This is a genomic window from Marinobacter sp. MIT930201 (assembly GCF_047122665.1).
Taxonomy (GTDB): domain Bacteria; phylum Pseudomonadota; class Gammaproteobacteria; order Pseudomonadales; family Oleiphilaceae; genus Marinobacter; species Marinobacter salarius.
The window spans coordinates 2,519,458-2,536,441 of the sequence record NZ_CP138916.1 but is presented as its reverse complement, the minus strand read 5'-3'; the positions used below and the strand labels follow the sequence as shown (position 1 = coordinate 2,536,441).

Genomic DNA, 16,984 nt, shown 5'->3' with positions numbered 1-16,984 from the left:
AAACCTGCCAGCAATGGCAGAATTCGAATCAAGAGTTCGGATTATTCGCCGCTTTCGTCCGTGGCCAGCTCAAGCTCCTGGAGGAGTTTGTCGCGGGCGTCATCGTTGTCCAGCAGTTCCTGCAGCTTGGATCGGAACGATGGCACGTTACCCAGCGGGCCCTTGAGAGCAACCAGGGCTTCACGAAGCTCAATCAGCTTCTTCAGCTCAGGTACCTGACGGGAAATGCTATCCGGGGAAAAGTCGTCCAGCGTCTGGAATTCGAGGTTAACCGGCAATTCTTCGGCTTCTTCGTCCAGCTTGTTGGTGACCGTGGTGGAGAGGGTGAGACCGGCTTCCGACATCACAGAACGGAAGTTGTTCTTGTCGACGGAAATCGCCTTACGGTCTTCGATCGGAGTTTCTTCGGCTTGCCCCTTGAAGTCACCAACGACAAACATCTTCAGCGGCAGTTCTGTTTCAGCCTGCTGATCACCGGTGGCGGGGACATACTTGATATTGATGCGCTCTTTCGGCGCGACGGAACCGTCTTTTGAAGACATGCGCTTGCTCCCTGTGGTCCATGTGCAAACTCAGTTGCGGTGTTACAGTCCATTGTGCGCACCATCCTGGCACGCTACAGGCAGAACTCTACACAGGATAAATCGGGTACTCAAGCAAAAATTGGCCAGCTTCTGGCAATATTTCGACCCCGGGCAAAGAATTGCCAACCATTCGACATCCCGGGGCCTTTCACAACAATGACCTATCGCAACTAGCGACGCTTTGGCGTCCAGGCCCAGATCATTTCAATCTCGATCGGCTGCTGGCCTTCGCTGTCGTGGATGGTCACCGGCACCGAGGTTTCGCCCTTCTCTTCGGTCAGCATACGCTCACGCTGCTCAGCGGTAAGGTACGCCTCCACCTTCATATCGCCTTTGGCACGGCGGGTGTATTCGGCATGCGCGGTTTTGATCACGGGCACCTTGTCATCCGGCACGTTCAGACCGACGAGAAAGCCCGTAGCGGATTCCGCCAACAACAGGGAAGCCACGGCATGTACGCCCTTGATGTGATTCTGGACCCTGCGCTTGTTCTTCAGGGAGATCACGCAACGTTCCTGATCGAGGGCTTCAATGCGAATGCCGGTGGTACCAGTGAACGGAACCGCCTTGCCGAAAAACAGCGACAAAGCCTTGGGCCGGGCAAATTCCGGCAACTGATTGATCTTGGCAACAATGCTTGCCAGTTTGTTGGCGGCGGCCATGGGGCATCTCCGTTTATCTTAAAAGAAGGATGCGGACAATACCCCATTCGTCGAAGGATTGGAACGATCGGCCAATGACGGTCACACTGTCTCTGGCTATACTCTTCCGCATCGTGAATATCGGATTCAACACCAGAAAAGGAACCGCCATATGAGTGACCTGAAAACCCGCTTTGACGAAGCCGTCAACTACATCCAGAACGCCGAGGGCGACTTCAAACCCTCCAACGAACTCAAGCTGGAGTTCTATGCCCTCTACAAGCAGGCCACCGAAGGTGATGTCAGTGGCAAACGCCCGGGCATGATGGATTTTGTCGGCCGCGCCAAGTACGACGCCTGGGAAAAGGTCAAGGGCACCTCCTCCGAGGAAGCCATGCAGAAGTACATCGATAAGCTGGAATCCCTGAAGTAACCCGTAGTCCAGCTTGATCGGGAGCAGCCGCCGCACCGACGGTTCTGCTCCCACTCAATTTCCCTCGCAAAAGTTTTGCGGCGGTCAAACGATTGTCATAAGATGCGCGCATCATAAGAACAACAATTCACACGGAAGACGCATCATGGATATCACCGAGGCGCTGGAACAGTCGCAGCCCGGGCTTGTCAGTCGAGTGACTGGCGCCATCCGCAAACATCAGCTTAACCACCGCGCAGAGCAAACCTATCTCCACTGGATTTCCCGGTTCGTGCTTTTCCACGACCTGAAAAATCCGGAAACGCTGCAACCCGGCGACCGGCAATTATTCCTGGCTTACCTGAGCGAACGCCTGGAAGTGTCACGGGCACGCCTCAATCAGGCCAAACAGGCGCTGGCGTTCTTCTACGAAGATGTGTTGGGCAGAACTGAGCCCGAGGGCATTGTTGCCGCCTGAACCCTCACGGCAGACGAATTATCGTTCCGTCGTTGTGGTATTGAACGCGCCGTAGTTCCGATTGGTCGGTGGGCGGATAATGTAGTTGTCGCCGTGGGTTTGCCCGGGAATGGACTTGGGGTTGCTGAAGCGGAATTCCACCGGAATTTCGCTTCGCCCGAGATCCGTGCGTGGATCACGGGGCTGAAGGGCAAGGGGATCCAGGTAGAAATCCTCGTCCGTTCGCGGCTGCACGGGCACGCCAGCCGCCGGCGCTTCCAGGCCACCTTCGATCACGGTATTGGCCAGAGACTCTTCTTCCATGGAGTTGAACGGAATGGTTTCCAGCGTTGAACGCTCTTCATAGTTGAAGGCGCCACCCTCGACGGTTTCTTCGCCGGTTTGGGCCCACACCAGAGGTGACAACGCCACCACCAGCACGGTCGCGCCGATCATAGTCCTTTTTGTATCGAATCCGCCCATAACGACTGCCTTTTTATGTCATGCCGAGCCTGACCATTATTTGAACAAATACATCTCAGGCTGACAATTTTTGATCAGTCTATCGCCAAAAACGACAAAAAACCCGGTCAGTCGCCAGTTTTGTGACACTCCTCACTTGTCGGGCGTTAGCGGTTCATAATGAATGTTGGTGATCACAACGTGATTCCAGCCATCCGGTGTTCGCACCCCCACCTCGTCGTCAATGCGTTTGCCCAAAAGCGCACGCGCCATGGGAGAGTCGATGCTCAGGTAACCGCGAGACAGATCGAACTCATCCGGCCCAACCAGCCGGTAGGTGCTTTCGTCGCCGCCTTCGTTTTCGATGGTCACCCAGGTACCAAAAAACACTTTGCCCCGGTCATCAGGCAGACGATCCACCACCGTCAGCTCATCAAGCCGCTTGGTCAGGAAGCGCACGCGTCGATCAATTTCCCGTAACTGCTTCTTGCCATAGATGTACTCGGCGTTCTCTGAGCGATCGCCCTGAGCGGCTGCTTCCCGCACCGCCTGCGTCACTTCCGGACGCTTCTCCTTCCAGAGAAAACGCAATTCCTCACGAAGAGCCTGCTCGCCCTCCGCGGTTATGTAGCGGGTTCTGGCCATAGAAAAACCACCGTGTAGACATAAAAAAACCCCGTAAAAACGGGGTAAGGCTAGCGCTGTGCTGGAGGGAGAAGCAAGCGGAGTTTCCGCCAGCTTCCTTAGCTACACCTTCCATTTTCCACAGAACAGGTTACACAGTGGTGGCGGCCGAATTACGTTTTGGTCAGGGCCAGATTAGGTTGCGCACTCTAGACGCAGGCGTTAGCGTTCAATTAACTGAATTTCCGATTTAACGTCCAAGCACGGGATACCAGAATGAACACCAAAAAGCTTCTCAACACGGCCCTCAATGGTCTCGACAGTATCGGCTATCGGCTTGACCAATACGGCATCACCGGCAAGCTGAACCGTCATAACCTGGCGGCGTTTATCATGCTGGAACAGAAACATCTGGAAGGTGAGTGGGACAGCATCCAGGCCAAATTCGATCGTCGTCGCTCACAGGTAGACACGCTGCTGAAGCCAGTGATCAGCCGCGTGAATCAGTTCCGCGGCGTATCCAGCAACTGATCAAACGCCCCTGAGCTCCCCCGGGGAACTTTGTTCTCCGGCTTCCGAAGCGGAAATGGTCTGGGTGTCTTTCAGACGTTTCCGGTTCGGCGAGTAAGCGGGCAACCGAATGGTGACCATCAGCCCCGGATAGTCTTCCCCTGGGTGATGATCGCTCAATGAGATAACACCCTGGTGGATCTCCGCGACCGCGCTGACAAGGCTGAGCCCAAGGCCGTTGCCGGGCAATGACCGGCTTTTGCCAACCCGGTAGAAGCGCTGGAACACCTGGTCTTTTTCGTCACCGGGGATACCAATGCCACTGTCCCCAACCTCGAAAATCGCGTCGTTGCCGTCCTTGCGTACGTTTACCCGGATCTCGCCTTGTTCCGGGGTGTACTTGATAGCGTTATCAATCAGGTTACTGACCATCTGGAACAGCAGGTCCCGATCGCCCTCGATCACCACATGATCTTCCAGGGACTGCTCGAACTGCTGCTCTTTGTCTTCCGCCAACGCTTCATACAGCTCACACGCATCGCTAACCAGCTCTCCCAGGGGTACCTGCTGCATGTCCGCTGTATTGCCACGGGTTTCCAAACGCGCGATCCGAAGCAGGGCATTGAAGGTGGCCAACAACTGGTCCGCCTCTGCCACGGCCTTGCCGGCCTGCTCCCGGGCCTCGTCGTTGTCTACCGACATAAGGGTGTTTTCAAGCTGATTGCGCAGCCGGGTCAACGGGGTTCTTAGATCGTGGGCGATGCTGTCGGACACATGCCGGATACCTTCCATCAGGTACACAATGCGATCCAGCATCTGGTTCAGGTTCTCCGCCAGCTGGTCGAAGTCGTCGTCGGTACCTCGGGTTGGTATACGCAGGGACAGATGCCCATTCATGATGCGCCGGGAAGTATTGTTGATGACTTCAATACGCCGCGTGGTGCTCCGGCTCATCAGGAACCCGCCCAGCAGCGCCAGCGCCAGGGTAATACCCATCCCCCAGTTAATGGCGGTTTCGATCACCCGTTTCAGGTTAGTGAGCTCGTCCACATCACGGCCCACCAACAGGCGCAGGCCACCCTGCACTTCGAAAATGCGAGCCCGTGCGAGTCGCTCCGGACCATTCCAGCCCACTGACGGATTCAGAGTGAAATTGATCCAGCCGCTGTCAGAGCGAGAACCCTTGGGCCAGTTTTCGATGTTACCGGCGAGCTTGACGAAGTCGTCCGTCGTCAACAGATAGATGGATTTGGCGTTGGGGTCGCGGGCAACACGCTCGCGGATGATGGAAATAAGGCCATTGATACCGCTGCCACGGTATTGCTCCGCGAGGCCGGCAATCTCGGCCTCGATGGTCTCATCGGTCTGGGCAGTCATGAACCCTGCCGTGCGCCAGTAGATAAACGCCAGCAGCAAAAAAACCGAGGTGGCGAACACCACCATGTACAGCAGGGCTAACTGGAACGATGAGGTTCTGAGCTGGCTAAGCAGTTTCACGCAACATGTACCCTGCACCCCGTATGGTCTGCAGCAAGGGGGTCTCGAATTCCTTGTCGATCTTCGCCCTCAGACGGCTGATGTGTACGTCGATGACGTTGGTCTGGGGGTCGAAATGATAGTCCCATACTTTTTCGAGCAACATGGTACGAGTGACCACCTGCCCGGCATTTCGCATGAGATATTCCAGCAGACGGAACTCCCGGGGCTGAACATCAATGTTGTGCCCGGCCCGCTTAACGGTTCTGGCAAGCAGGTCCATTTCCAGATCGGCCACCCGCAGCACGGTCTCGGTTTCCGCAGACTGGCGATTACGGCGCACCAGGGATTCGATACGGGCCAGCAGCTCGGTGAAAGAGAACGGTTTGGTCAGATAGTCATCGCCACCACCACGCAGGCCTTCCACCCGGTCATCCACATCGCCCAGGGCGCTGAGGATCAACACTGGAACCTGGTTGCCAGTGGCACGCACCGTTTTGATGATCGACAGGCCGTCCATACCTGGCAACATGCGGTCCACAATCATGATGTCGTAGTCTTCGCTGGCGGCCATCATCATGCCTTCCTTGCCATCCGCCGCGTGGTCCACGACAAAATCAGACTCTTTCAGCCCTTTAACAAGGTAGTTTGCCACGTCCTGATCGTCTTCAATTACCAGTGCTTTCACCGGTTTTCCTCCCGATAGCGGATTACATTAACAGCTAGGGTACGAAGAACATCCGTTGCCGACCAGTTACGATCTTGTAAGAGGGTGTCGCCAATGGCGACGGTCACGACATACCCCGAACCAGCCTAGTCTCGACACCGTATAGCCCGCAAGGCAATATTCCACGTTCATCCAACCACCATAGTCCAGGCGGTCCAGCGCTGCGAAAACATTCCGAAAGTTAATCTCACCCGCGCCGTGCTCCTGCATTTCACCTCGGCAAACAGCATGGAGACATTCATAGCGAGCCTGCTACTTGCGCTTGATGGCCGACGAAGAACCCAACAATGCCCCGTTGAGATGCTCCAGTTCCAGCAACAAACCACTGTGATCCACATCGCTGTGCCCGTTGGCGATCAGGCTTTGATACTCATTATGCACCTGCTGCGACAGCGGCAGGGTCAGACCCTCGGAACGGGCCTCATCCAGAATCATCCGCAGGTCTTTCAACTGAATTCGCGCCGGTGCACCGGGTGAAAAGTCCCGGTCAATCATCCGCTGCCCGTGCAACTCCAGAATCCGACTGCCCGCAAAACCGCCCATCAGCGCCTCCCGAACAGCGGCAGGATCAGCCCCACCCTTCGCTGCCAGCAACAACGCCTCTGAAACCGCGCCAATGGTAATCCCCACGATCGCCTGATTCGCCAGCTTCGCCAGTTGCCCCGCCCCTACCGGACCAATGGGCGTGCATTTCCCCAGCACCTCAAAAACCGGCCGCACCCGCTCGACGTCTGCGCCAGAGCCACCAGCCATAATACTCAGCGTTGCCTGCTCAGCGCCGACAGTGCCGCCGGACACAGGCGCATCCACATACCCGGCCCCCTGCTCCTTAGCCAAGGCCGCATGGCGTCGCGCCAGCGACGGCTGAACCGAACTCATATCAATATAGACCGCCCCGGCCTTGAGCGCCGCGATACCGCGTTGGGTCACCATCACGTCATCCACCACATCGCCGTTCTCCAGCATGGTGATGACGATATCGGCATCTCGAACCGCGTCTTTCGGTGTACCGGCAATGGTAGCTTTATCGGCAAAAGGCTCGCACTTACTCCCCGTCCGATTCCACAACGTCATTGGATAACCCGCATCCAACAAATTCCGAACCATGGGCGCACCCATGAGGCCAACACCAAGGAAGGCTATATGAAACCGATTTTCAGTCATTTGTTCTTACCCAAGGTTTGTTTTAAAAGAGTATACAAACAAAAACGCCACCAACCCCGCAAAGGGTGGTGGCGTTCTGACAAACCCCAAGTCAACTAAGGGTTAAGCCGCCTCTTCTTCCGTTGTCATATGCAGACGAATCTTCTTCATGGCGTTTTTCTCCAACTGACGAATACGCTCAGCGGAAACACCATATCGGTCAGCCAGCTCATGCAGTGTCGACTTGCTATCCGACAACCAGCGCTCACGAAGAATATCCTGGCTACGCTCATCCAACTGCCCCAGCGCCGCCATCAGACGACCATTGGAATCGTCCGTCCAGTCTGATTGCTCCAACTGCGTGGCCGGATTGCTGCGCTTGTCTTCCAGATAATACGCCGGCGCCTGATAGGCATTGTCGTCGTCATCATCCTGGGGGCCATCGAACGCCGTATCGTGGGAAGCCAGACGGCCTTCCATCTCCCGCACAACCTTGGGCTCAACCCCAAGGTCACTGGCCACGGCATTAACCTCATCATGGCTCAACCACGCCAGACGCTTCTTCTGGCTGCGCAGGTTAAAGAACAACTTACGCTGTGCCTTGGTGGTCGCCACTTTCACGATGCGCCAGTTGCGCAGGATAAACTCGTGAATCTCGGCCTTGATCCAGTGCACTGCAAAGGACACCAGGCGCACACCATATTCCGGATTGAAACGCTTGACCGCCTTCATCAGGCCTACGTTACCTTCCTGGATCAAATCTGCCTGGGACAGCCCATAACCCGCATAGCTGCGGGCAATGTGGATCACGAAGCGCAGATGCGAAAGAACCAACTCACGCGCGGCTTCCACATCACCATCGTAATGCAGTCGCTCGGCGAGCTTGCGCTCTTCCTCGACAGACAGTACCGGAATGCGGCTGGCCGCCTGGATATAGGACTCAAGGTTGGCACCCGGAACCAGTCTGTCGATGATCTGTAAACTCGTACCCATGTCTTATCCTCCGAACATGACGACCGATAAATATAACAACTCTAACGTAGACCGCCAAGTACTCTTAGAATTCCCCAAACTTCCGCATAAATCGTTCTGAATCAACAAACTGGAAATCTGGTTGCCTCTCACTTCTGATTCCAACCTACGCCGGAAACGGCATTGGCTTCAATACGGTATTTCCGAGATCGGGGATCACCCGCCAGCGATCTCCCCCGGCTCAATGTCATCCAGATGGCGCTTGACGGCAACCCAGGCGCCCAACCAGCCTAACAGCATGGCTGCAATTATCAACGCCAGCGCGCCATCGACGCTCAGCCCGCTCAGGGAAAACTCACTGCGGTACAACCCGGCTAGCCGCTCCACTGGGCCACTGAGCCACCAGAGCGACGCCTGCAGCAGGATAAAGGCCACAATACCACCGCCCAGGCCAAACCAGGCCCCGGTATAGAGGAACGGCCGGCGCACGAAAGCGTCGGTGCCACCCACCAACTTTGCCACCAGAATTTCGTCGCGGCGATTTTCAATCGCAAGGCGAACGGTATTGCCAATCACCAGCACCACGGCGGCCGCCAACAACAGCGCCAGCGCCCAGACGGCACGGCCCAACAGGTCGGTCATCGCGTTCAGACGCTGCAACCAGCCGAGATCCACCTGTACCCGGTCAACACCGTCCAGCCCTTCAATAACCTTCAGCAGCATTTCCACGCCGTCGGCGGTGCGGGAACCTTCACTGGGTGTGACCAGCAGAGTATGGGGAAGCGGGTTTCCGTCCAGGTAATCGAGGGCGTCTTCAAGGCCGGAAGAAGCGCGGAACTCTTCCAGCGCAGTCTCACGATCGATCAGCTCGACTTCCGCCACCCGGCTGTCATCAGCCACCTCGGCTTTCAATGACCGGGCATCTTCAATAGAAACGGAGTCACTCAGATAGGCCGTCACCCTTGCCGAGCTTTCCCAGCCGGCACTGACGCCTTCCAGACTGGCCAGCAACAGCATGAGCGCCACTGGCAGCGCCAGCGCCACGCCCATCACCGTCCAGGTCATCATGCTCGCCACGGGTGAATGCCAAAGACGCTGCGCGCTGTCCCGGGCCACCTTACGATGATGATTCAGGTAACTTTCGGCCTGCTGGCGCCAGGGTGAACGGGCACTTTTGGCGCCCCGGGCAGGCTGCCGTCGGGGATCGTTAGCCATAAAGCCCCCCTTTTGCGCCAACACCTGTCACCAGCCGACCATGATCGAGAGTCAACGTACGGCGACCGAGATCGTTAATCAGTGCAATGTCGTGGGTAGCAATCAACACCGTGACCCCGACCTGACTAAATTCCGCAAACAGCCGCATGATATCGGCAGACAATTCCGGGTCCAGGTTACCGGTGGGCTCATCCGCCAACAGTACCGGAGGCTTGTTCACCACGGCACGGGCAATGCCCACCCGCTGCTGCTCACCCCCGGATAGCTGCATCGGGTTCATCTTTTCCTTGCTCAACAACCCCACCTTGTCCAGAGCGGCCCGTACGCGGCGACCGATATCCCGGGCCGGGGTGCCCATCACCTCCAAAGGCATGGCGACGTTGTCGAACACGGTGCGATCAAACAATAACTGGTGATTCTGGAACACCACACCGATGTGTCGGCGGATGTAAGGCACCTGACGGCGCGGCAGGGTATTGAGCACCTGCCCGCCCACAATCACCTCGCCGGCGCTGGGGCGCTCCATCACCATAATCAGCTTCAGCAGCGTACTTTTGCCAGCACCGGAATGCCCCGTAAGAAACGCCAACTCACCACGCTCCAGGCCGAAATTGACCTGACGCAACGCGGTATGGTCGCTGTCATAACGTTTGGTGACCTGGCGGAACTCGATCATTGAAGGTTACTTATCCGAGCTTTCATCAAACAGCGCATCCACAAAGGTGCGGGCATCGAAGCTGCGCAGGTCATCCACCTGCTCCCCCACACCAATGTAACGGATGGGTAGCTGCAACTGCCGGGCGATGGCAAACACAATACCACCCTTGGCCGTGCCGTCCAGCTTGGTCAGGGTAATGCCGCTGACCCCCACCGCCTGCTGGAACACCTGGGCCTGACTCAACGCATTCTGGCCAGTGCCGGCGTCCAGAACCAGCATGACCTCGTGGGGCGCGGACTCATCCAGCTTCTTCATGACCCGAACAACCTTCTCCAGCTCGCTCATCAGGTTGTCTTTGTTCTGAAGGCGGCCGGCGGTGTCCGCAATCACCACATCCACACCACGGGACTGCGCAGACTGAACAGCATCAAAGATGACGGATGCGCTGTCGGCGCCGGTATGCTGGGCCACGACGGGAACGTCATTACGCTCGCCCCACACCTGCAACTGCTCAACCGCCGCGGCACGGAAAGTATCCCCCGCCGCCAGCATCACCGACTTGCCGTCCCGCTGAAACAGCTTGGTGAGCTTGCCGATCGTAGTGGTTTTACCAACACCGTTCACACCCACCATAAGGATGACGTAAGGCTTCTTGCCGGCTTCAATTTCCAGGGGCTTTGTCACATCCGCCAGCAAGCCATGGAGCTCGTCCCTCAAAGCCTTGCGCAGGGCTTCGCCGTCTTTGAGCTGGTTGCGCTCCAGTTTGTCGGTGAGCGACTCAATGATTTCCGACGTAGCAGTCACACCCACATCCGCCATCAGCAGCGTGGTCTCGATTTCCTCGAGCAGATCCTCGTCCACCTTCTTGCCGATGGAAAACAGATCCGCAAAACCACCGGTCAGGTTGGCACGGGTTTTACCCAACCCCTTGCGAATACGCTCGAAAACACTGACCTGAGGCGCTTCCGGCTCTGGTTCAGGCTCCGGCGTTGTCGGGGTTTCAGCGGGCGCTTCCTCAACAGCAGGCTTTTCAGGTGCTTCCGCGACCGGCGCGCTATCGGGCTCGGACTTAGGCTCCGCCTTCTCCTCCGCCCCGGATTTCGGGGTAGCACCTTCCGGAGCCTCCGGCTTCTTCTGGGGCACCGGCTTTGGCCGGGGTACACGCTGACGGTTTGCCGCCACATCCAGAACAAACACAAGGACAAGAAGGGCCAGAAGGCCGATAGCAATCCACTCTGCCGTCATAGTCATACCATTGGTCGTCGATTCGCGGAATATAAGAAAGGCGGTATTCTAGCAGACTGGCTGGCCGAAGTGATGGCCGCAGGTGACTCGCCCGATAAACCTTCGTAACATGGCGCCAACCGCACTCACAGGCGCACCACACCAGCGATCAAGAGGCCGCACCCAGAATGGCACGCAACCAGAAACCCAGGCCCGCTAGCGGCGGCGGAGAACTCCGCATCATCGGCGGCGACTGGCGCAGCCGCAAACTCCGCTTCCCCGAAGCCGGCGGCGTGCGCCCAACTCCCGCCCGCACCCGCGAAACCCTCTTCAACTGGTTAACGCACCACCTCGCCGGCAGCCGCTGCCTCGACCTCTTCGCCGGCTCCGGCGCCCTCGGCCTCGAAGCCCTCTCCCGAGGCGCTGGCACAACCGTCTTCGTCGATTACACGCCCGCACTCGCCCAGGCCCTGAGAAGCAACCTGCGCCTTTTGAAATCAGAAAACGGAGAAGTGGCCTGCAAGGCTGTCGACACCTACCTGGCCCAGCCACCGGCCAACCCCGTCGACATCCTGTTCATGGACCCACCCTTCAGACAGGGCTGGCTGGAAAAACTGTTCCCGATGATCGCGGACAATGGTTGGGTAAAACCCGGGGGCTGGATCTACGCAGAACACGAAAGCGAGATGCAGACACCCAAAGCACCAGCCAACTGGACCCTGCATCGACAAAAAACAGCAGGCCAGGTGACCTACTGTTTATTCAGAGTAGAAGAATCAGAACCTGTCTGAAGAAACCGCAACAGCGATCCCGAAGTGGTCAGACGGTCTCGGGGTGGGGTGCCTTTTCTGCCGGGAAAAGGTGTCTGAGCAAAGCGAATTCTTTTCCCAGAAGAAAAGGCACCCCACCTCGGGACCAGACACCTGAACCCTCAGGCTACAAGGAGAATTACGGAGAAGGCCGAAGAGAATAAGCCCGCAAATGCGCCGCAAAGTCTTCCAGATAACGAATGCCACTGGCCTCCGCCTCCCGGCACCACTCCATCAGCGCATGCAACTTCTCCTGCGGCTTCAAACCACGGCGACGCCACAACTCCTGCAGCTCGTTGCTCTTCTCATAAATCTGCCGCAGCACCGCATTGCTCTCCAGAGCAATGTCCAAGTGCTCCTTCTCCTTCGGCTTGATCAACGTCACCTCACGGGACAGCAACCGCTTCAGGCTGCGATAACGCGGACGGATCTCCTCGTCCATCACCGCCTTCTGCTGACGCAACACCGGCTCCATCACCCGCTTACGATACTGACGCATAATATCGAACCGGCTGTTGGTAATGGCCTGAACCGTCTCGACATCCACTTCCTGCTTACCAGGTACATAATGTGCGATCGGCTTGAAGCCCTTGGGATTCGCCAACCGGAAGAACTGGAACAGACGAATATAGCCCCAGCCAATGTCCACTTCATACCAGCGGCGAGACAGCTTGGAGGAATTGGGGTAGGTGTGGTGATTATTGTGCAGCTCTTCGCCGCCAATCAGGATGCCCCAGGGCGAAATGTTGCGGGCGTTGTCGCTGCACTCGAAATTGCGATACCCCATAAAGTGCCCGATGCCATTGACCACGCCAGCCGCCCATACCGGAATCCACATCATCTGAACCGCCCAGATCCAGATACCGTGAACACCGAACAGCAGCAGATCAATCACCGCCATCAGTTGAATGCCCAGCAGTTTATAGCGGCTATACACGTTGTTCTCGACCCAGTCTTCCGGGGTACGCTGGCCATAACGCTCCAGCGTTTCTGGTGTACCGGCCTCGTCGTACAGTTCGGCACCTTCAAGCAGCACCTTGCGGATACCCAGGACCACCGGGCTGTGAGGGTCTTCCTCGGTTTCGCACTTGGCGTGATGTTTACGGTGAATCGCCGTCCACTGCTTGGTGTTCTGGGCCGTGGTCAGCCACAGCCAGAAACGGAAAAAATGCGCCAACACCGGATGAAGATCCAGCGAGTTGTGGGCAGAATGACGATGCAGGTAAAGCGTAACGCTGATAATTGTGATGTGGGTAAGCCCCAGCGCAACCAGAATCAGCTGCATCACCGAAAGGTCCAGAAGACCGTTGTACCACATAGAGTTTTCCTCGTTCGAAATCCGGGTCCGGCACTGCCCGACAACCGTATCGAGCCACTTTAGCGTACAGTTGTTAGCTCGAACAACCGCATTTGGATGCGAATTTGTTACCGATTACACTTATCCGTTACCGCCCGTGCCGCTGGAGTATACCCCTTTGCCCGAATTGCCCGAAGTAGAAACCACCCGACGCGGCATCGCCCCCCATTGTGAAAACCGGACCATCACTCAGGTAACCGTGCGCGACGGACGCCTGCGCTGGCCCGTGCCGGGCAACCTCGCGGAACTGATCGAAGGCTCTGTCATCCACACCGTGGACCGCCGGGCCAAATACCTGCTGATTGGCGTAAGCTCGGCCACCGTTGCCGGAACATTGATCGTGCACCTGGGCATGTCCGGCAGCCTGCGGGTGATCACCGATCAGAGTGAGCCCCTACTTCATGACCACGTGGAACTGACACTCGACAACGGCATTCGCCTGCGCTTCAACGACCCCCGCCGTTTTGGTTGCTGGCTCTGGTCCGAAACACCGGACCAGCATCCACTGATCGCCAGCCTGGGGCCGGAACCCCTGGCACCGGAATTCAACGGGCGCCTGCTCTATCGACTCTCGCGGGGCAAGAAGACACCGGTAAAGTCCTTCATCATGGACAATCATGTGGTGGTGGGCGTGGGCAACATCTATGCAAACGAAGCCCTGTTCAAGGCCGGCATCCACCCCCGACGCGCCGCCGGCCGCATCAGCCTGGACCGCTACAACCGCCTGGTGGAAGCCATCCGCGAAACCCTCAGTGCGGCGATTCTCATGGGTGGAACCACCCTGCGGGACTTTGTGAACAGCGACGGCAAACCGGGCTATTTTGCCCAGTCGCTGCTGGTGTATGGCCGCAATGGCGAGTCCTGCCGCGAATGCGGCCATCCGCTGAAGGAAATCCGGATGAACCAGCGCTCGACGGTTTACTGTGGAAAATGCCAGCGCTGAACGGCCTCCAGACAACTAATGAAACAGAAAAATCGTTTGAAAATACGCAAATATGATTCATAGTTAACAGAGTATCCATAATCGTAAGCTACACTGTGCGGTATATGTATCGTCAGCCATCCTAGGCAGGGCGACCATCGGCCAGATCAGAACGCCGACAAGCTAAGGTAAGCTCAGGAGAAACAAGAAATGACCGGTAAGATTTCCCACATCGTTATTACAGCCGTAGCGGTTTGCCTGCTGGCTTTTTCCTCCGTCGGCCACGCTCAAGCCATTGACGAAGAGCCCTCAGCACTGGCGATGACAGGCGATGCGCTGTTTGTTCGCCCGGCCCTGTTTGCCACCACCATCGTGGGAAGCGTGGTTTACCTGGTATCCCTGCCGTTCTCCGCACTGGGCGGTAACGCAGCGGAAGCCGGCGAAGTCCTGGTTGTTGGCCCGGCCAAAGCCACCTTTGTTCGCTGCCTCGGTTGTACTCGCACCGGCAGGAAACAACAGCCCATTGAACAAAGCGGTAACTGATCCGTAAAAACCCGCCTTGCCAATTTGCGCATTCTTCGGCAGCCTGACGTTTAACCAACTTCAGGCTGTTTTTGTTTATGGTGAACTGGCACTCCCTTGAGACGGTGTTCCTGGATATGGACGGAACTCTGCTCGACCTGCATTTCGACAACCATTTCTGGCTCGAGCACCTGCCCAGGCGTTACGCCGAGTACAATAATCTCAGCCCGGAAGAAGCCCGTGACACCATCATCCCAATGATCATGGCCGAACGTGGTTCTTTGAACTGGTACTGCACCGACTACTGGAGCGACCGGCTGGACATGGACATCACCGGGCTCAAGGCCGAAGTGGGCGAACGCATTGGCTACCGCCCCCATGTAACGGATTTTCTCGATGCCGTCCGTGATACCGGTTTGCGCTCCGTGATTGTCACCAACTGCCATCCGGACCCGCTCAGTTTGAAGCTTCAGCGCACCGGCCTGGACAGCCGGGTGGACAACATCATCTCGAGCCACCAGCTGGGCAAACCCAAGGAAGATCCCGCCTTCTGGCAGGACCTCGCCGGGCTGGAAGCCTATCAGGCCGCCGCAACATTGATGGTGGACGACAGCTTCCCGGTACTGGAAAGCGCCCGCACCGCTGGCATCGCCCAGTGCCTTGCCATTCTGGCACCAGACAGCAGGCAGCCCGCCCGCGACCGGCACCCCGACATCCCCTCGATTCATCATTTTGATGAAATCCTGCCGGCACTGCGTCAGCGCCAACCCCTGCCATCCGGCCAGTGAGCCAGCTATACTATGCGTATACGCTCATCAGGTGAGGAGACATGACGGCAACCACCACTGACGACACCCGCGTAAGACTCGACAAATGGCTGTGGGCAGCACGCTTCTACAAAACCCGCAACCTCGCCAAGCAAGCCATCGAAGGGGGCAAGGTTCACTACAACAGCCAGCGAACCAAACCCGGAAAACTGGTGGAGCCCGGCGCCAAAGTGACCCTGCGGCTGGGCTGGCAGGAATGCATTGTGGTGGTGGACGACATCAGTGACCGGCGCCGGGGCGCCCCCGAAGCCCAGAAGCTCTATCACGAAACCGACGACAGCGTGAAACGCCGGGAAGAACTCTCATGGCAGCGCAAAACCATGCAGGCGGCGCAGCTACCCCCGGCCAGACGGCCTTCCAAGAAAGACCGACGGGATATACAACGCTTCCGGGAACAGAACGGGCTCTAGCATTCCTGTTTCCCGCCCCAATGATTACCGTTTCCGACTTTAACGCTCAGGAGAAATACCAATGGCATCCCGGGACCAGTTCCAGCGATTTATTTTTGAAGACAGCCAGGTCCGGGGAGCCTGGGTGAAACTGAACGACAGCTACAGTGAAATTGGCAGCCAGGCTCCCTACCCCGCGTCCGTGCGGCGCATGCTGGGCGAATCCCTGGTGGCCAGCGTGCTGATGAGCAGCACCCTCAAGTTTGAAGGCACCCTATCGCTGCAAGCCCAGGGCGAAGGCCCGCTGCGCACACTGATGGCAGAGTGCAGCCATGATCGTTTCATCCGTGGCCTGGCCCGTTACGACGAACACGCTGTGACCGAGGACTCCCTGAATGCGCTGCTGGGCGAGGGCCGCATGGCCATCACCATCTCCCCGGACAAAGGCCAGCGTTACCAGGGCGTGGTGCCCCGGGAAGAGGAAAGCCTGGCCGGCTGCCTGGAAGAATACTTCGAACGCTCCGAGCAGATCCCCACCAGCTTTTTCCTGTTTGCCGATGAAAACTGCAGCGCCGGCCTGATGCTGCAGAAACTGCCCGGCGACACCGAACAGGACTCCGACCTGTGGGATCGCCTTAACCACCTGGCCAGCACTGTGGAAGCCGAAGAACTACTGACCCTGGACAGCGAAACCGTGCTCCATCGCCTGTTCAACGAAGAAACTGTGCGCCTGTTCGATGCCGAGCCCGTCGCCTTCCGTTGCAGCTGCTCGCGGGAGCGAACGCTGGGCGCCCTGGAATCCATCGGCAAGGAGGAGTGCTACAGTATCCTCGACGAGCAGGGTTCCATCGAAATGGACTGCCAGTTCTGTCATCAACACTATCGCTTCGATAGAAATGATATTGATCACCTTTTCACCGGCCATACGTTACACTGAACACCCGGCTGAACGGCCCGAAAGCCAGTCGTAGAGCGGCTTCCGGGGCAGTCGTTTTTTACCGGCGTCTCTGGCATAATAGCGCGCCTGAATTGACCCGATTGCTCAGATTTCCG

General features: G+C 57.5%; 21 protein-coding genes. 9 read left to right on the top strand and 12 right to left on the bottom strand.

Translation table 11 applies throughout. The features are described 5' to 3' along the window. Nucleotides 1–41: 41 nt before the first annotated feature. Complete coding sequence (gene tssB, locus SIC19_RS11605) at nt 42–542, bottom strand: type VI secretion system contractile sheath small subunit (RefSeq protein WP_036211254.1); 501 nt, start codon at nt 540–542, stop codon at nt 42–44. Between the two features lie 212 nt (nt 543–754). Beyond that, complete coding sequence (locus SIC19_RS11600; protein ID WP_041333055.1) at nt 755–1,246, bottom strand: DUF4442 domain-containing protein; 492 nt, start codon at nt 1,244–1,246, stop codon at nt 755–757. Between the two features lie 151 nt (nt 1,247–1,397). Between SIC19_RS11600 and SIC19_RS11595 the strand changes: the two genes are divergently transcribed. After that, nucleotides 1,398–1,658, top strand: a complete 261-nt coding sequence (locus SIC19_RS11595; protein ID WP_036211260.1) for an acyl-CoA-binding protein — start codon at nt 1,398–1,400, stop codon at nt 1,656–1,658. A 145-nt stretch (nt 1,659–1,803) separates the two neighbouring features. Beyond that, nucleotides 1,804–2,115: a site-specific integrase gene (locus SIC19_RS11590; RefSeq protein WP_036211263.1), complete on the top strand. Its 312-nt coding sequence runs from the start codon at nt 1,804–1,806 to the stop codon at nt 2,113–2,115. A gap of 18 nt (nt 2,116–2,133) precedes the next feature. Here SIC19_RS11590 and SIC19_RS11585 read toward each other — a convergent pair whose 3' ends face one another. Continuing rightward, nucleotides 2,134–2,550 (bottom strand): hypothetical protein, encoded by a 417-nt coding sequence (locus tag SIC19_RS11585; RefSeq protein WP_075195794.1) that lies wholly within the window; start codon nt 2,548–2,550, stop codon nt 2,134–2,136. A gap of 159 nt (nt 2,551–2,709) precedes the next feature. Then, on the bottom strand, nt 2,710–3,201 hold the full coding sequence (gene greB, locus SIC19_RS11580) for a transcription elongation factor GreB (protein WP_127401932.1): 492 nt from the start codon (nt 3,199–3,201) through the stop codon (nt 2,710–2,712). Between the two features lie 255 nt (nt 3,202–3,456). On the opposite strand from greB, the gene SIC19_RS11575 reads away from it, so the two are divergent. Next, on the top strand, nt 3,457–3,711 hold the full coding sequence (locus tag SIC19_RS11575; protein ID WP_127401933.1) for a hypothetical protein: 255 nt from the start codon (nt 3,457–3,459) through the stop codon (nt 3,709–3,711). Here the strand turns inward: SIC19_RS11575 and SIC19_RS11570 are convergent, their stop codons facing one another. The 7 genes from SIC19_RS11570 to ftsY form a co-directional block, all read right to left on the bottom strand. Beyond that, nucleotides 3,712–5,187, bottom strand: coding sequence for a sensor histidine kinase (locus SIC19_RS11570; RefSeq protein ID WP_127401934.1), 1,476 nt, complete (start codon nt 5,185–5,187; stop codon nt 3,712–3,714). After that, the gene (locus tag SIC19_RS11565) at nt 5,174–5,854 is read right to left on the bottom strand and encodes a response regulator transcription factor (RefSeq protein ID WP_007155393.1); all 681 of its coding nucleotides are present in this window, start codon (nt 5,852–5,854) and stop codon (nt 5,174–5,176) included. Before SIC19_RS11565 ends, SIC19_RS11570 begins: the two co-directional genes overlap by 14 nt. 291 nt (nt 5,855–6,145) lie before the next feature. Beyond that, nucleotides 6,146–7,000, bottom strand: a complete 855-nt coding sequence (locus tag SIC19_RS11560; protein ID WP_412535609.1) for an NAD(P)-dependent oxidoreductase — start codon at nt 6,998–7,000, stop codon at nt 6,146–6,148. Nucleotides 7,001–7,159: 159 nt separating this feature from the next. Further along, nucleotides 7,160–8,029 (bottom strand): RNA polymerase sigma factor RpoH, encoded by an 870-nt coding sequence (gene rpoH / locus SIC19_RS11555; protein WP_041333049.1) that lies wholly within the window; start codon nt 8,027–8,029, stop codon nt 7,160–7,162. 195 nt (nt 8,030–8,224) lie between these two features. After that, nucleotides 8,225–9,223 carry a permease-like cell division protein FtsX gene (gene ftsX / locus SIC19_RS11550; protein WP_127401936.1) on the bottom strand — a complete coding sequence of 333 codons (999 nt, stop codon included), beginning with the start codon at nt 9,221–9,223 and terminating at the stop codon, nt 8,225–8,227. Then, on the bottom strand, nt 9,216–9,899 hold the full coding sequence (gene ftsE / locus SIC19_RS11545; protein WP_127401937.1) for a cell division ATP-binding protein FtsE: 684 nt from the start codon (nt 9,897–9,899) through the stop codon (nt 9,216–9,218). Before ftsE ends, ftsX begins: the two co-directional genes overlap by 8 nt. 6 nt (nt 9,900–9,905) lie before the next feature. Then, complete coding sequence (gene ftsY / locus SIC19_RS11540; RefSeq protein WP_127402430.1) at nt 9,906–11,126, bottom strand: signal recognition particle-docking protein FtsY; 1,221 nt, start codon at nt 11,124–11,126, stop codon at nt 9,906–9,908. Between the two features lie 167 nt (nt 11,127–11,293). Here ftsY and rsmD point away from each other — a divergent pair, with 167 nt between their 5' ends. Continuing rightward, a complete protein-coding gene (gene rsmD, locus SIC19_RS11535) occupies nt 11,294–11,896 on the top strand; it encodes a 16S rRNA (guanine(966)-N(2))-methyltransferase RsmD (RefSeq protein ID WP_127401938.1) in 603 nt (200 codons plus the stop codon). A gap of 157 nt (nt 11,897–12,053) precedes the next feature. On the opposite strand, the gene SIC19_RS11530 is transcribed toward rsmD, so the two are convergent. After that, a complete protein-coding gene (locus SIC19_RS11530; RefSeq protein ID WP_127401939.1) occupies nt 12,054–13,232 on the bottom strand; it encodes a fatty acid desaturase in 1,179 nt (392 codons plus the stop codon). A gap of 157 nt (nt 13,233–13,389) precedes the next feature. Here SIC19_RS11530 and mutM point away from each other — a divergent pair, with 157 nt between their 5' ends. The 5 genes from mutM to hslO all read left to right on the top strand — a co-directional run bounded on the left by mutM (nt 13,390) and on the right by hslO (nt 16,868). Next, nucleotides 13,390–14,214, top strand: coding sequence for a bifunctional DNA-formamidopyrimidine glycosylase/DNA-(apurinic or apyrimidinic site) lyase (gene mutM / locus SIC19_RS11525; RefSeq protein WP_036211298.1), 825 nt, complete (start codon nt 13,390–13,392; stop codon nt 14,212–14,214). A gap of 189 nt (nt 14,215–14,403) precedes the next feature. Next, nucleotides 14,404–14,736: a hypothetical protein gene (locus tag SIC19_RS11520; protein WP_007154263.1), complete on the top strand. Its 333-nt coding sequence runs from the start codon at nt 14,404–14,406 to the stop codon at nt 14,734–14,736. A 77-nt stretch (nt 14,737–14,813) separates the two neighbouring features. Continuing rightward, entirely contained in the window at nt 14,814–15,503 is a 690-nt protein-coding gene (yrfG, locus tag SIC19_RS11515) for a GMP/IMP nucleotidase (RefSeq protein WP_036211304.1), read from the top strand. A 41-nt stretch (nt 15,504–15,544) separates the two neighbouring features. Beyond that, a complete protein-coding gene (gene hslR / locus SIC19_RS11510) occupies nt 15,545–15,952 on the top strand; it encodes a ribosome-associated heat shock protein Hsp15 (RefSeq protein WP_036211307.1) in 408 nt (135 codons plus the stop codon). 61 nt (nt 15,953–16,013) lie between these two features. After that, nucleotides 16,014–16,868, top strand: a complete 855-nt coding sequence (hslO, locus tag SIC19_RS11505) for an Hsp33 family molecular chaperone HslO (protein WP_075195800.1) — start codon at nt 16,014–16,016, stop codon at nt 16,866–16,868. Nucleotides 16,869–16,984 lie beyond the last annotated feature (116 nt).